Raw genomic sequence first — 13,156 nt, 5'->3', positions numbered from 1 at the left:
CGCTGGCAGTCGTCTCGTGGTCTTCTTTGGCCATCGAAACGCAACGCGACGAGGCCGGACACCGACATGATCCGTCAACAGCCAACTGACCAACAGATGAACGGACCGCAACTCGATGCGGCCCTGCGCACGGCCGCCTTTCAGGCGCAACGACTTGTCAGAACACTTTCCATGCCCGAGGCGGACAGGGATGATCTGCGACAGACCATCGTCTTGGTCGTCATGGGCAAGGCAAGACGGTTCGACGACACCAAATCGTCCTGGCCAACCTTCATCGCACTGATTGCGCGGCATGCGGCAGCCGATCTGGCGCGTCGAACGCATCGCGCTCCCGTCCTCGAACCGCTCGATGGCGCTGAGTACGCAATTGCCGATCCATCGGCTCCAGATCAGGACCTTCGCGTCGACATCCGAGATGCCATGGCTCGGTTGCCGCCGGCACTTGCGCACCTCATTGATCTTCTTGCCGAGACCGGCAGCGTGGCGGCCGCTCAAAGAAAGAGCGCCCTCTCGCCCGCCACCTTCTATCGCCGGATGCATGACCTGCGCATGCAGTTTCTCGCGGCCGGCCTCGCCCCCGATGAGAAGAACGAGCTCTCCCCTCGGTAGATAACCTGCAGCCCCCAGACCCCAGGATCGATCTCCATGCACGCATCAGCCGTCAGTCCCACAACAAGCACACCGATTCCGCAGCGGTACTCATTCAACGACATGGCAGTCGGCGTTCCAGACTTCGATCGGCCGTCATCCGGTATGATGAGTGAAGTGGAATTTTGCGCCTGGGTCGCGGCGGCCGCGCCTGGCGACTTCGTCGTCTACTACCGAGGTCATCTGAGCCACGACCGGACGAAGAGTGCCAAGGTCCATACCGACATTGCCCGCAGGCGGCTTTCCACTCTTGCCGGCCGAGCGCTCTCGCTGGCCGAGGATGGTGTCGTCCACCTTGTCCAGCAGCGGACCGGCCTCGTCGGAGAATGGGCTTACATCGCCGTCAAGTGCCGTAAGCGGCGGCTCTCGGTTCCAGCAGCATTCAAAGGTGCGGCATGAATCCGTTCGAGCGTCACGGCATCACACATATTTCTGTCAGCCAGCTCAATCTTTGGGCTGCGGCACCGGGCGTTTACGTGATGGAGCGGCTGCTGGGGCTAAAGGCTCCGGTTGGCGCGGCCGCACATCGGGGCACGGCCGTCGAAGCGGGCGTAATCGCCGGTTTGATGGGCGAGGCCGTCAGTGCCGCTACCGATATCGCCAACGCCGTTTTCACGGAAAAGACTGCACTATCGTCCGACCCGCGCCTCGACAAGGAAAAGGGCAGCCTCGCAGGCATGGTCGAGCAAGGCATTCGTCTTCTTTCGCCCTGGGGCAGGCCTGATCGGATACAGGTACGAAAAGAGTGGCGGATGGACGGCATCGTCGTTCCTGTCCTCGGCTTCTCGGATCTCGAATATGACGCGCACGGCCTGATCGTCGATCTGAAGACCGCACACGCACTGGCCTCGCAGATTCGCACCAGCCATGCCCGGCAGGTCGCCTCCTATCTTGGTGCCGGCGCCAATATGGGTGGCGGCGTCGCCTACGTGACCGCGAAAAAGAACGCGCTCTACCGGCTGGAGAACGCAGCGGCGCACGTCGCCGCACTGACGCGCATGGCGCATTCGCTGCAGAACTTCCTCGCCATCAGTGCCGACAGCCACGAGCTGGCGAGTCTCGTCACCGTCGACACCGACAGCTTCTACCTCAGCGATCCGCGCGCCAGACAGCACGCATTCGATGTGTTCGGCGTCTGACTGTCCGGGCGGACCGGACCGGCCAGCCGGCGGCCTGATGCCGGCACAATGCACGCAACGCAAAGGAACGATGATATGGGCTTTGGACTGAGCATTGGTGGAGGCGGCGATTTCCTGCCGTCGATCCGCATCAACGGCAAGGACGGCGGCGTCGAGCGCTCCACCTGGGATGGCACCGAACGCGGTCTCGAGGTGATCGACGATTTCGTGGCGCTGTTCGACTTCGCCACCCTGAAGGTTGGCTGGATCGAGTTTACCGACAGAGGTCCCGACAAGCGCCTCGTCGCAATTGGTGATCCGCTGCCAGACCGACCTTCCGAGAAGCACAAGCAGGGTATTCAGCTTGTCGTGCAGCTCCCCGGTGGCCTCGGCTGCCATGAGCTCTGCTCGACCGCCATCGGCGTCGTGGCGGCGCTGGAGACGGTCTATGACACGGCGATCGCCACTGAAGAGTGGAAGAACGGCGAGGTGCCGGTGGTCCGCCTCACCGAGTTCGTGAGGGAAAAGACCAAGCACGGCAACCGCGCCGTTCCAGTGTTCGAGATTGTCGCCTGGAAGGATCGCCCCGCGGAGCTGGAAGAACACCGGGCCTCGCCGAGGCCCCGCGCGGCCATGCCGGCTTCTGGCAGTTCGAGCCGTCCCGCCATGACCGGTTCCACTCAGATGACGCCACCGAAACCGGAAACGTCCCGTACCTCGGTGCCGGACTTCGGCTGAACACCGAAGGGGATCGGGAGGGAACAACCTCCCGATCCCTGCGCGCCAAACATTCGATTTTAGCCTTGGACGTGAGGACGCGGGCGATGGCGATAGATCCCCCGGATGATTTTGCAAGCGCGGCGAAATGGGCGAACAGCTATCGCTCGCTTAATCTGGCGGTGATACCTGCCGAAAACCAGGAGAAGATCCCACTCGGCAAATGGCGCGAATTCCAGAGCGGCATTCCGCAAGCCGTCCATGACCGCTGGTACGGCAATCAGGGGGAACACCTCAGAAACTACCGCATGGGATTTTTGACCGGCGCGGCCTCGCTCGGCAATGGCTGCAAGCTTCTGGTCATCGACCTTGATGAAAAGGGCAGCGCCTCCGGCTCTTTGACCTGGGACAGCTGGATTGCCGACAACGAGCTCGGCTGCGATCTGGAAACCTGGCGGGCCAGAACCGGCGGTGGAGGACAGCACATCTACTTCCGTTATCCTGCTCATCTCGCCATCAGGAATACACAGAAAACCATCGCCGGCATCGATGTGCGGGCCGAGGGCGGCTTCGTCGTCGCGCCACCATCGCTTCATCAAAGTGGCAAGCCGTACCGATGGCTGTTCTCGCCCTTCGAGACCGAACTGGCCGACGCGCCAGAATGGCTGTTGGAGAGGGTCGGCGCCTCGGAAAAACCGATGCCGGCTGCGACGCGCGCAACCACGGAATCGTCGCCGTCGGAACAGATAACCGATGCCTGGGGCCACATCGTCGACGGGCGTGATGCCTATATGCGCGACATCGTCTGGGCAGCAATTGTCGACTGGTATCGCGAATGCCCGATCCCGCCCTCGGAGTGCGAGATCGAGCGGAAGATGCTCGAGAGCTACGCTGTCTATGAGCGCAAAGTGCGCCCGCAGGATGGTGCAAACACGCTGGAAGCCGAAGGGCGCGGGCTTACCGCCTTCAAGGCCAAATGGGCGTACGCCATGCGGCAATGGGACAGCAAGGTTGCGACGGCGGCGAAGGCGAAGAGTGCGGGACGCGCCGCCAACGACGGTACCGCGGTAATCGCGACGCCAGCCCATATTGATGATCCTGTCGACCTCTGGGCGAAACTCGCGCCGCCGCCGCTACCGACCGGCATACTGCCGCGCCAGATCGAGGCGTTCGCCTTTGGTCAGGCCGAGCAGATGGGCGCCGATCCGGCCGGGCTTGCCATGGCCGCACTTGCCGTTTGTGCGGCGGCGATCCCCGATCGCGTTCGGATCAAGGTCAAGCGGCACGGTCACTGGTACGAAAACGCCCGGCTCTGGACCGCGCTGATCGGAACGCCCAGCACCAAGAAGAGCCCGATCATCAACCAGGCTGTGCGTCCGATCACCCGTCTTGATGGCCGGTTGGTGCGCAGCTATCTCGCCAATAAAGACCGCTATGACAGCCTGACGAAGGACGATCGCAAGGAAGAAGAACCGCCGGAACACAAACGCCTGCGCATCGAGGACACCACCATCGAGGCCGCCCAGATCGTGCTGGCCGACAGCCCGGACGGCGTGTTGCTCGTCCAGGACGAGCTCTCCGGCTGGTTCGGCGCGATGGACAAGTACAACAGCGGTGGACGGGGTGCGGCGAAGGACCGAGCCTTCTGGCTGCAATCCTTCAATGGTGGCCAATATGTCGTCGACCGCGTCACGCGCGGCGTCACGATGATCGACAATCTGTCGGTCTCGATCCTCGGCGGCATCCAGCCGGAAGCGATCGCTACTGTTGCGAGGGAAACGGTCGATGACGGGCTGCTGCAGCGCTTGCTGCCGGTCGTCCTTAAGCGCGCATCGGTCGGCAAGGATGCACCTCTTCCCGGTGTGACCGATCATTACGAGACTCTGGTTGAGAAACTGAACGCGATCAGCATCTCCGGCACCGCGTCCTTTGGTGCCAGTCGCGCCGATGCCGAATGCCTCACGCTTTACTTCTCCGACGATGCGCTGCGCATCCGCGAGGAGCTGGAAGAACGGCATCTTGCCCTGATGGACATCGAGGGCATCAATCGCAAGCTCGCCTCGCATGTCGGCAAGTATGACGGCATCTTCGCCCGGCTCTCAGTGATCTGGCACGCAATTCTCAACATCAATTGCGGGGTGATCCCGCCGGAGGTGTCAGTCGGCACGGCTGAGCGGGTGGCTGCCTTCCTGCATCAATTCCTGCTGCCCCATGCGGCATCGTTCTACAGCGGTATTATCGGCATGTCGGACGACCAGGACGAGCTTCAAAGCACAGCCAGCTACATCCTCACAAACCGCCCCGACGTGATGACCGTCCGCGACTGCCAGCGCGGCTCACGGGTCATGCGTGCCATGACCCGCCAGCAAATTCAGCGCGTGATGGAGCAGATGGAAAGTCTTGGCTGGGTCGAGCCGATCGCCCCACCGAAGAACTCCGTCACCCTCAGATGGGCAATTAATCCCCGCGTCCACGATCTCTTTGCAAATCGTGCCGTCGACGAGACGCGGCGCAGGCAGGGGCTGCGGGATGTCGCCAACCAGATTTTTGGGAGAGACCAATGATCAGTCGTCACCATTCGCGACACCCTGCCGGAACGGCCGGATGTCACCATTCGCGACAGCTACAAACGGCAGCTGTCACCATTCGCGACGGGTTTTTGTCACCATTTGGCCTCGCGCACAGAGACACAGACAAAGCTTCCGGTCCTTCGGACTTTGGCGACAGGTTTATCTCTCTCGCGCACGCAAGGCCAAATGGTGACAAACGGCTCGAGGTGAGGGTTCGACATGGGCTTTGACTTCGACACCGCTCAGCTGACGACCCGAAGCAGATCCCAGATCGTCGTCGACATGATGGCCGCGCTGCACAAGCTCGACGCTCTGGCCCGCGAGATGGAACGCAAATGGGGCGCCTGCCGGCTGCCGTCGCTCGTCCCCGACGAACTGTCCAAACGCTTCTATTCGCAGCACCGCAAACTCGCCATGGCGCTGCGCGAGGGGCGCGACCAGGACGCGCTTCATGAGATCGACCGCATGGTCAATGCATGGCGCTATCTCGACGGTGAAGCCGATCGGCTCGGCGCCGAACCGATCCATCCCGGCGTGTGGGAGGTGGCGCTCGGCGATGGAACCGTGGCGGCGATCGTCAAGGACGAGGATGTGGCTGCCGCCGTCGATCCGCAGGATCGCAGCGTGCGGGTCTACCTGCTGTCGGAGATCGCAAGACTGATAGACGCCGTGCCAACCGTGATAGCGATCAAGGATGAATGGCCCGGCGCAAAGGTCGTTCCGACTCGCACCATCACCGCAGACTCATGGTGGTGGGAGAACGGCGATGAACTGCCGTTCTAATCTCACCACCACCGTTTCCCGCGTTCGATCGACGCCGCCAAAAATCAGACGACGGCAGCCCCGTACCGCCAAGCACCAGGCCACCGTCGTCTTCCACCCGAGCAGCCAACCCAAGAAGGAGACCACTCATGGCTGATCCTACTCTGATGATCGCGAGCCACAGGGCAATCCCCCCGCAGCCCAATGTGGCGCGGAGCCACCGCCCCATCCTCGCTCTCGACCTCGGTACTCTTACCGGTTGGGCTCTGCGTGACGCAGATGGGCTGATCGCCTCTGGAACTGTTTCGTTCCGGCCAAGGCGTTTCGATGGCGGCGGTATGCGGTATCTCCGCTTCACGAACTGGCTGGCCGAGATCGAGCGGCTGTCCGGACCGATCGCGGCCGTCTGGTTCGAGGAAGTTCGCCGTCATGCTGGCACCGATGCCGCTCACGTCTATGGCGGACTGATGGCAACGCTCACCGGGTGGGCGGAACTCCACGGCGTTCCATACGAGGGTGTACCGGTCGGTACGATCAAACGTCATGCCGCCGGCAAGGGCAACGCCGACAAGGCTGCGATGATCGCCTCCATGCGCGCCCGCGGCTTCTCGCCCGTCGATGACAACGAGGCCGATGCCATCGCCATCCTGCTTTGGGCGATTGAGACAGATGGAGGTGTGCGATGAATGGCGAAACGATGCTGCGAGAAGCCGCGAACGTCGTCATCGAGCGCCGACGCACATATGGCGATCCGTCAGTCTCGATGGACATGGTTGCGAAGCGTTGGTCGATCACCCTTCGTCGTCCGGTGACGCCGGCTGAGGTGGCGCTCTGCCTCGTCGATTTGAAGCTTGCTCGGCTGGCGCATGATCCCGGACATCATGACTCACTCGTGGATGTCGCCGGGTACGTCGCGGTCCTGAAGGAGGTGACGCGATGAGGTGGCACCAGAAAGGTTATGGCGGGGAGCGACGCTCGCCAGAGGAAGTCAAGCGGGACGGCTGGCGTGAACAGGGCTTGCTTGCCGTCGCAGTCGACGATGAGCGGCTCAACTGGCCCGAGCGCGAACTCATCCGTCAACTCGGCGAAAAGCTCTATGGCGCGCGTCCTCAGACAAAGGCGGTGCGCAATGAGTGACTGGACACCCAAGCTGGTCGAGGAACGTCTCATTGAAGCTGCCGACGTGCTGAAGCGGCTGCCAGGCGAACGCATTCGCGGCTTCTTCAATACCTGGCCGGAGATCATGGTGGAGTTCTCCGATCTGGTCGGCCGCGAAGCCGAACCGATGAAGCGGCCGCCGCCCCATCCAGCGGCAATCGCCCGTATGGACGAAACGCTCACCTGGACGGTCGGTCTCGAAGCGATCGACGGCAAGATCGTCTGGATGCGGGTGCACGGGGCGTCGTGGAAAACGATCTGCTGGGCGGTCGGGTTGCAGCGATCCGCCGCCCATGAACACTGGCACTATGCGCTTTGCCTCATCGCCATGAGGCTCAATCGACAACCCGTGCCGCCGAACCGCTCGCGCCGCTATGTCATCGATCGCATGCGGGACATCGCCAGTTGCCCACGTGCCTGAGGCGCCAGTCATACCGTTGACGACCAATCGGGATTTCGCGATGGTCTGCAACGCAAGAAGGGGGCAAGAATGATGATGTTACGGGAATCCATCAGGCTCGCTTGCGCGCTGGTATTCACGCTCATGCTTGCGCCTGTCACGTCGGCGGCCCCACTGCCGGTTTGTGAAGGAGGCGATCGTGCGGCACGCATGCTCACCTGCATCGTGGACGGCGACACGGGATGGGAGAACGGCGTGAAGTGGCGCTATGACAGCATCGACACGCCGGAAATGCCTGGCCACGCGGAATGCGATGCAGAAGCACAGATGGCTGTCCAGTCGCGCGACCGGTTGCGAGAGCTGATGGGCGACAGCTACACGATCAACTGGAGCGGCGATGAGGGATCCTACGGACGCGCGCTCGTGACCATTGAGCTTGCCGATGGGCGCTATGCAGGCGAAGTGTTGATCTCCGAGCAATTGGCGCAACCTTGGCCCAATCAGGGGAATGTCTGGTGCGGACGATGACTGTCGCGCTCTCGGCACTTGCCCTCGCCTCGGCCGGACTGGCGTTCTACCGGCCGACGACACCGCAAATGTTGGCCGCCTGCGTGATGAACGCGTTGGCGGCATGGGTCTACTTCGCCTGACATGGCGGTCTTGCATCCAAATGTCCGCCGGACATTTCCTGGCCGGACAAATCCGGATCGATTGCGGTATGAACTCGATAGGCTGAGGAGAAGCGCGCACGGACGATGGCGACGGCTTGCGACCGGTCGTTGATAAGCGAATACCCGCTCCGGACCGACTGCGTTAACGGCCAGGTTTTGGATTTCGCGGGTCCTTCCTGGCGACAATTGTATGCTGGCGGGCGAAGCGCGGAACATCGCCAGCGACAGGGCCAGATTTTTGGGAAGCCACCGGAGTCCGATCCACTTTAGTGGTGCGAATACGTATTAAGTAACAGTGGCTTGCCGGGCGGATGCCGGGGCGGATTCCTGGAGACCGGAATCCCGTTGGAAACCATCTTAGCCAAGGGAATGAAATACTAGGGCAGCGTGCCGGTCAGAACATAACGCAGGACCTGGACCACCTGTTCGGGACGTTCCGCAACAGCAAGGGCTGCAGCATCAATCTCCTTCAGAGCATGCTGATGCTCAGGCCCGTGCAGCACAATGAGAGATTTTCCCAATGCGGATGCAATACCTGCATCGAATGCGGCATTCCATTGTCGGTATTTCTCGCCGAAACGGACCACCACCACGTCAGCCTGGCTGATCCCGCGCCGGGTGCGTATTGCATTGATTTGGGCACCCTTGTGGTCATGCCAGAATTTTTTGTCTTCCTGTCCCAGAATCTGGACACCACAATCATCGCTGGCAGCGTGATCGGTTACCGGACCCTCAAAGCTGACATCGAGATCGCTTGCGCCTTCGATGATCTGGTCGCGCCAATCTGTGTGAATCTCGCCGGAGAGATAGACCTTCAACGTCATGCTGGCTTTCCTTGTGGTTCGCATTTTGCGGATACGACTACTGCGGCGCGCGGGTGACATGCAATTGTCTTGGGAAAGACGGGCGAGAATTCTCATCGACCATGAAGCCAAGTTGTCTCGCCGGATTTTACTCCGGTCGTGAGCCCCAACCTCCGTAAGAAACCGATCGTCGATAGGAACAGCATGACCCTCGCCTTCGCACCCGAGCGGATCGAGACCTGGGCGCTTGCGCGCCTGCAGCCCTATGCGAAGAACGCAAAGGTGCACGGGGCCGACCAGGTCGCGAAGATCGCTGCGAGCATGGCCGAGTTCGGCTGGACTGTGCCTTGCCTCGTCGGCGAGGACGGCGAGTTGATCGCGGGTCACGGCCGCGTGCTGGCGGCTGAGCAGCTCGGGCTGACCGAGGCGCCGGTGATCGTGCTCGGGCACCTTACCCACGCGCAGCGCCGGGCGTACCGCATCGCGGATAACAAGCTGACGGAGCTTGGCACCTGGGACGAGACCCTGCTTTCGGCGGAACTGAACGACCTGCTGGCAGAGGATTTCGACCTGTCGCTGGTCGGGTTCTCCGACGGCGAGTTGGACAAGCTGCTGGCCTACGTTGCGGAAGACGAAAGTGAAGAAGAGGGCGCCGGGGGCTCCCTGCCGCCGGTGACTATCCCGGAGCCGCCGCGCAATCCGGCCTCACGGACGGGCGATCTCTGGATCCTCGGCGACCATCGTCTGCTGTGTGGTGACAGCACAAGCGCGGCCGATGTGCGCCGTTTGATGAATAGCGAGCGGGCTATCCTGTTCGCGACCGACCCGCCATACCTCGTCGACTACGATGGTTCGAACCATCCGACGCGGAATAAGGACTGGTCGGCGTCCTACGGCACGACGTGGGACGACAGTTCGCAGGGGGCCGAGCTTTACGACAGCTTCATCGCCGCGGCAGTCGCCGAGGCGATCACCGAGGATGCGGCCTGGTATTGCTGGCACGCCTCCCGCCGACAGGCGATGCTGGAAGCCTGCTGGGAAAAGGCGGGCGCCTTCGTCCATCAGCAGATCATCTGGGTGAAGGACCGGGGGGTCCTGACCCGATCGCACTACCTCTGGAAGCACGAACCCTGCTTCATGGGTTGGCGCCGAACGAACCGCCCGCCGAAGGTGGCCGAGGAAACGCTGCCCTCGACATGGGCGCTGCCGAGTTTCGCCAAGGATGACCGGCCCGACCACCCGACGCCGAAACCGCTCGACGCCTTCGGCATCCCGATGCGCCAGCATGTTGCGCGCGGTGGGCTTTGCTACGAGCCATTCTCTGGCTCCGGCTCGCAAATCATAGCGGGCGAAGCCAACGGCCGCCGCGTCTTCGCGATGGAAATCAGCCCGGCTTACGTCGATGTCGCCGTGGAGCGCTGGCAGGCCGAGACCGGCCGCGACGCGATCCTCGACGGTGACGGTCGGACCTTCGCGCAGGTGAGGACCGAGCGGCTGGGCGACGATGCCGAAGCCCCGGCCGATGCCTCGGCAAAGGACGCAGCCCCCGAACCCGCGCGAATGCGCAAGTCCGCCGCATGAAGCAGTCACGCCTCATGTCTCTGGTCGAGTCCGTCGCCAACGTGATTGTCGGCTACGGCGTCGCGGTCGTGACGCAGATCCTCATCTTCCCAGTCTTCGGGCTGCACACGATGCTGGCGCAAAACCTGAAGATGGGGACGTTCGCTCCGGTCGCGACGCCTGCAAATTTGATAAGCAAATGATTCTAAATGATAATCTGGGCCGTTAATGCAGGGCATGAGCGAGCGCCAGTACGCCGCGCACGTCGGGCTGTCGCGAGGCGCAATCCAGAAGGCAAAGACCGCCGAGCGGCTGGTTCTCAATCCCGACGGCAGCATCAATGCGGCCGCCAGCGACGCCCGGCGTGCCGAGACGACTGACCCGTCCAAGACGAGGAAGGCGCCCGCGCCAAAGCTGAAGCCGGTCCCCGAGGCGGCGGTCGCTGCAGTTGGCGACACGCTCCGCGAACAGGGACTGGCCGTCCCGCCAGTGGGCGGTGGCACGACCTTCCTGCAGGCCAAGACCGCCAACGAGGTTCTGAAGGCGCAGGAGCGGCGCATCCGGCTCCAGAGGCTGAAGGGGGAACTGGTCGAGCGGGCCCGCGCGCTCACGCTGGTGTTCCGGCTGGCGCGGGAGGAAAGGGATTCATGGGTGAACTGGCCTGCGCGCGCGGCGGCGCTGATGGCGGCCGATCTGGGCGTCGAGCCTGCCGCGATGCAGAAGGTCCTGGAAAAACATGTACGCGCCCACCTCGACGAACTCGCCGAGGTCCGGCCCGACTTCCGGTGAGAGCGGCGATGGCCTGACGGACTTCGACGGCGCGGGCGAGATCCTGCGCGCCTGGGGCAGCGGGCTGCGGCCCGACCCGGACCTGACCGTCTCGGAATGGGCGGACCGGCACCGGATGCTCTCGGGCCGCGCCTCGGCCGAGCCGGGGCGATACCGCACGATGCGCACGCCCTACATGCGCGAGATCATGGATCGGCTCTCGCCCGGCGATCCGGCGCAACGGATCGTGTTCATGAAGGCGGCGCAGGTCGGCGCGACCGAGGCGGGGAACAACTGGATCGGGTTCGCCATCCACCAGGCGCCGGGGCCAATGCTGGCCGTCCAGCCGACCGTGGAACTGGCGAAACGCAACTCGCGCCAGCGCATCTACCCGCTGATCGACGAAAGCCCTGAGCTGCGCGAGCGGGTGAAGCCCGCGCGGTCCCGCGACGCAGGCAACACCATGCTGTCCAAGGAATTCGCGGGCGGGATCCTGATCATGACCGGGGCCAACTCGGCCGTCGGCCTGCGCTCGACCCCGGCGCGCTACATCTTTCTCGACGAGGTCGACGCCTATCCGGCGTCCGCTGACGAGGAAGGCGATCCGGTCACGCTGGCCGAAGCCCGGTCGCTGACCTTCGCGCATCGGCGCAAGGTGCTGCTGGTCTCGACCCCGACGATCCGGGGGCTGAGCCGGATCGAGCGCGAATACGAGGCGAGCGACCAGCGGCGGTACTTCGTGCCGTGCGCGCATTGCGGGGCAATGCAGTGGCTGAAGTTCGACCGGCTGCGCTGGCAGAAGGGCAAGCCGGAGACGGCGGAATACATCTGCGAAGGCTGCGAGCAGCCCATCGCCGAACACCACAAGACGGCGATGCTGGAGGGCGGCGAATGGCGGGCGACGGCCATCGCCGCCGATCCGACCACGGTCGGCTACCACCTCTCGGCGCTCTATTCGCCGGTGGGCTGGCTCAGCTGGCCGCGCATCGCCCGCGGCTGGGAGGCGGCCCAAGGGTCGGACGAGGCGATCAAGGCGTTCCGCAATACGATCCTGGGCGAGACATGGGTCGAGAGCGGCGAAGCCCCGGACTGGCAGCGGCTTTACGACCGGCGCGAGCGCTGGACATCCGGCACTGTGCCCGCGGGCGGGTTGTTCCTGACCGCTGGGGCCGACGTGCAGAAGGACCGGATCGAGGTCGATGTCTGGGCCTGGGGGCGCTCGCTGGAAAGCTGGCTCGTCGATCACGTCGTCATCGAAGGCGGGCCGGATCGCCACGACGCATGGTCCGACCTAACCGCGCTGCTGGATCGATCGTGGCCGCATGAAGGCGGCGCGCATCTTCGGATCGCGCGTCTCGCCATCGACACCGGCTACGAGGCCCCGGCGGTCTATGCCTGGTCGCGCCAGGTGGGCTTCGCGCAGGTGGCGCCGGTGAAAGGTGTCGAGGGGTTCAACCGCTCGAGCCCGGTGTCGGGCCCGACCTTCGTGGACGCGACCGAAGGCGGCCGCCGCCTGCGGCGCGGGGCGCGGCTCTGGACGGTGGCGGTCTCGACCTTCAAGGCCGAAACCTACCGCTTCCTGCGGCTGGCGCGCCCGACCGAGGAGGACATGGCCGACGGGGCGGCGTTCCCGCCCGGTTCGATCCACCTGCCGCATTGGGTCGAGAATGAATGGCTGAAGCAGTTCGTGGCCGAGCAACTGGTGACGGTGCGCACGAAACGTGGCTTCGCCCGGCTGGAATGGCAGAAGCTCCGCGAGCGCAACGAGGCGCTGGATTGCCGGGTCTATGCCCGCGCCGCCGCCTGGATCGCGGGCGCGGATCGCTGGCCGGACGAGAAATGGCGCGACCTCGAGGATCAGCTCGGGGCGGTGCTGACCGACAGCGATCCCGCCGGGCAGATCAACCGGCAGGGACAGGCCCCGCAGGGCAAGCGCCGTTCCGACTGGCTCGGGCGGCGGGAGGGGTGGTTTTAGGCCGGT

Annotated in this window: 17 protein-coding genes; 16 read left to right on the top strand and 1 reads right to left on the bottom strand. The window is 63.7% G+C overall.

The features are described 5' to 3' along the window. Window positions 1-96: 96 nt before the first annotated feature. From CN673_RS09175 to CN673_RS21450, 12 genes are all read left to right on the top strand, one after another. Window positions 97-609: a sigma factor gene (locus tag CN673_RS09175; RefSeq protein WP_157928844.1), complete on the top strand. Its 513-nt coding sequence runs from the start codon at window positions 97-99 to the stop codon at window positions 607-609. Between the two features lie 36 nt (window positions 610-645). After that, a complete protein-coding gene (locus tag CN673_RS09170) occupies window positions 646-1,047 on the top strand; it encodes a hypothetical protein (RefSeq protein ID WP_157928843.1) in 402 nt (133 codons plus the stop codon). After that, the gene (locus CN673_RS09165) at window positions 1,044-1,787 is read left to right on the top strand and encodes a PD-(D/E)XK nuclease family protein (protein WP_099865946.1); all 744 of its coding nucleotides are present in this window, start codon (window positions 1,044-1,046) and stop codon (window positions 1,785-1,787) included. Before CN673_RS09170 ends, CN673_RS09165 begins: the two co-directional genes overlap by 4 nt. 75 nt (window positions 1,788-1,862) lie before the next feature. Beyond that, a complete protein-coding gene (locus CN673_RS21300) occupies window positions 1,863-2,504 on the top strand; it encodes a hypothetical protein (protein ID WP_099865945.1) in 642 nt (213 codons plus the stop codon). Between the two features lie 86 nt (window positions 2,505-2,590). Then, on the top strand, window positions 2,591-5,047 hold the full coding sequence (locus tag CN673_RS09155; RefSeq protein WP_099865944.1) for a DUF3987 domain-containing protein: 2,457 nt from the start codon (window positions 2,591-2,593) through the stop codon (window positions 5,045-5,047). A 225-nt stretch (window positions 5,048-5,272) separates the two neighbouring features. Next, the gene (locus tag CN673_RS09150) at window positions 5,273-5,836 is read left to right on the top strand and encodes a hypothetical protein (RefSeq protein WP_099865943.1); all 564 of its coding nucleotides are present in this window, start codon (window positions 5,273-5,275) and stop codon (window positions 5,834-5,836) included. A gap of 146 nt (window positions 5,837-5,982) precedes the next feature. Next, complete coding sequence (locus tag CN673_RS09145) at window positions 5,983-6,501, top strand: crossover junction endodeoxyribonuclease RuvC (protein ID WP_099865942.1); 519 nt, start codon at window positions 5,983-5,985, stop codon at window positions 6,499-6,501. After that, window positions 6,498-6,755 carry a DUF6378 domain-containing protein gene (locus CN673_RS09140; RefSeq protein ID WP_099865941.1) on the top strand — a complete coding sequence of 86 codons (258 nt, stop codon included), beginning with the start codon at window positions 6,498-6,500 and terminating at the stop codon, window positions 6,753-6,755. The genes CN673_RS09145 and CN673_RS09140 overlap by 4 nt, the downstream gene beginning before the upstream one ends. Further along, entirely contained in the window at window positions 6,752-6,952 is a 201-nt protein-coding gene (locus CN673_RS09135) for a hypothetical protein (protein WP_099865940.1), read from the top strand. Before CN673_RS09140 ends, CN673_RS09135 begins: the two co-directional genes overlap by 4 nt. Beyond that, a complete protein-coding gene (locus CN673_RS09130; protein WP_099865939.1) occupies window positions 6,945-7,394 on the top strand; it encodes a DUF6362 family protein in 450 nt (149 codons plus the stop codon). Before CN673_RS09135 ends, CN673_RS09130 begins: the two co-directional genes overlap by 8 nt. Window positions 7,395-7,463: 69 nt before the next feature. Further along, on the top strand, window positions 7,464-7,901 hold the full coding sequence (locus CN673_RS09125; protein ID WP_099865938.1) for a thermonuclease family protein: 438 nt from the start codon (window positions 7,464-7,466) through the stop codon (window positions 7,899-7,901). Beyond that, the gene (locus tag CN673_RS21450) at window positions 7,898-8,023 is read left to right on the top strand and encodes a hypothetical protein (protein WP_280951171.1); all 126 of its coding nucleotides are present in this window, start codon (window positions 7,898-7,900) and stop codon (window positions 8,021-8,023) included. The genes CN673_RS09125 and CN673_RS21450 overlap by 4 nt, the downstream gene beginning before the upstream one ends. A gap of 398 nt (window positions 8,024-8,421) precedes the next feature. Here the strand turns inward: CN673_RS21450 and CN673_RS09120 are convergent, their stop codons facing one another. Then, the gene (locus CN673_RS09120; RefSeq protein WP_099865937.1) at window positions 8,422-8,868 is read right to left on the bottom strand and encodes a YtoQ family protein; all 447 of its coding nucleotides are present in this window, start codon (window positions 8,866-8,868) and stop codon (window positions 8,422-8,424) included. Between the two features lie 183 nt (window positions 8,869-9,051). Here CN673_RS09120 and CN673_RS09115 point away from each other — a divergent pair, with 183 nt between their 5' ends. From CN673_RS09115 to CN673_RS09100, 4 genes are read left to right on the top strand one after another with little or no spacing between them, the layout of a single operon-like run. Further along, a complete protein-coding gene (locus CN673_RS09115; protein ID WP_099865936.1) occupies window positions 9,052-10,428 on the top strand; it encodes a site-specific DNA-methyltransferase in 1,377 nt (458 codons plus the stop codon). Next, the gene (locus tag CN673_RS09110; RefSeq protein WP_099865935.1) at window positions 10,425-10,610 is read left to right on the top strand and encodes a DUF7220 family protein; all 186 of its coding nucleotides are present in this window, start codon (window positions 10,425-10,427) and stop codon (window positions 10,608-10,610) included. The genes CN673_RS09115 and CN673_RS09110 overlap by 4 nt, the downstream gene beginning before the upstream one ends. A 34-nt stretch (window positions 10,611-10,644) precedes the next feature. Then, a complete protein-coding gene (locus CN673_RS09105; RefSeq protein ID WP_245409838.1) occupies window positions 10,645-11,196 on the top strand; it encodes a hypothetical protein in 552 nt (183 codons plus the stop codon). Further along, entirely contained in the window at window positions 11,144-13,150 is a 2,007-nt protein-coding gene (locus CN673_RS09100; protein ID WP_198585956.1) for a phage terminase large subunit family protein, read from the top strand. The genes CN673_RS09105 and CN673_RS09100 overlap by 53 nt, the downstream gene beginning before the upstream one ends. Window positions 13,151-13,156: the final 6 nt, after the last annotated feature.

It is taken from the genome of Neopararhizobium haloflavum (genome assembly GCF_002750855.1).
Taxonomy (GTDB): Bacteria; Pseudomonadota; Alphaproteobacteria; order Rhizobiales; family Rhizobiaceae; genus Georhizobium; species Georhizobium haloflavum.
This window is presented reverse-complemented; position numbering and strand designations above follow the sequence as displayed.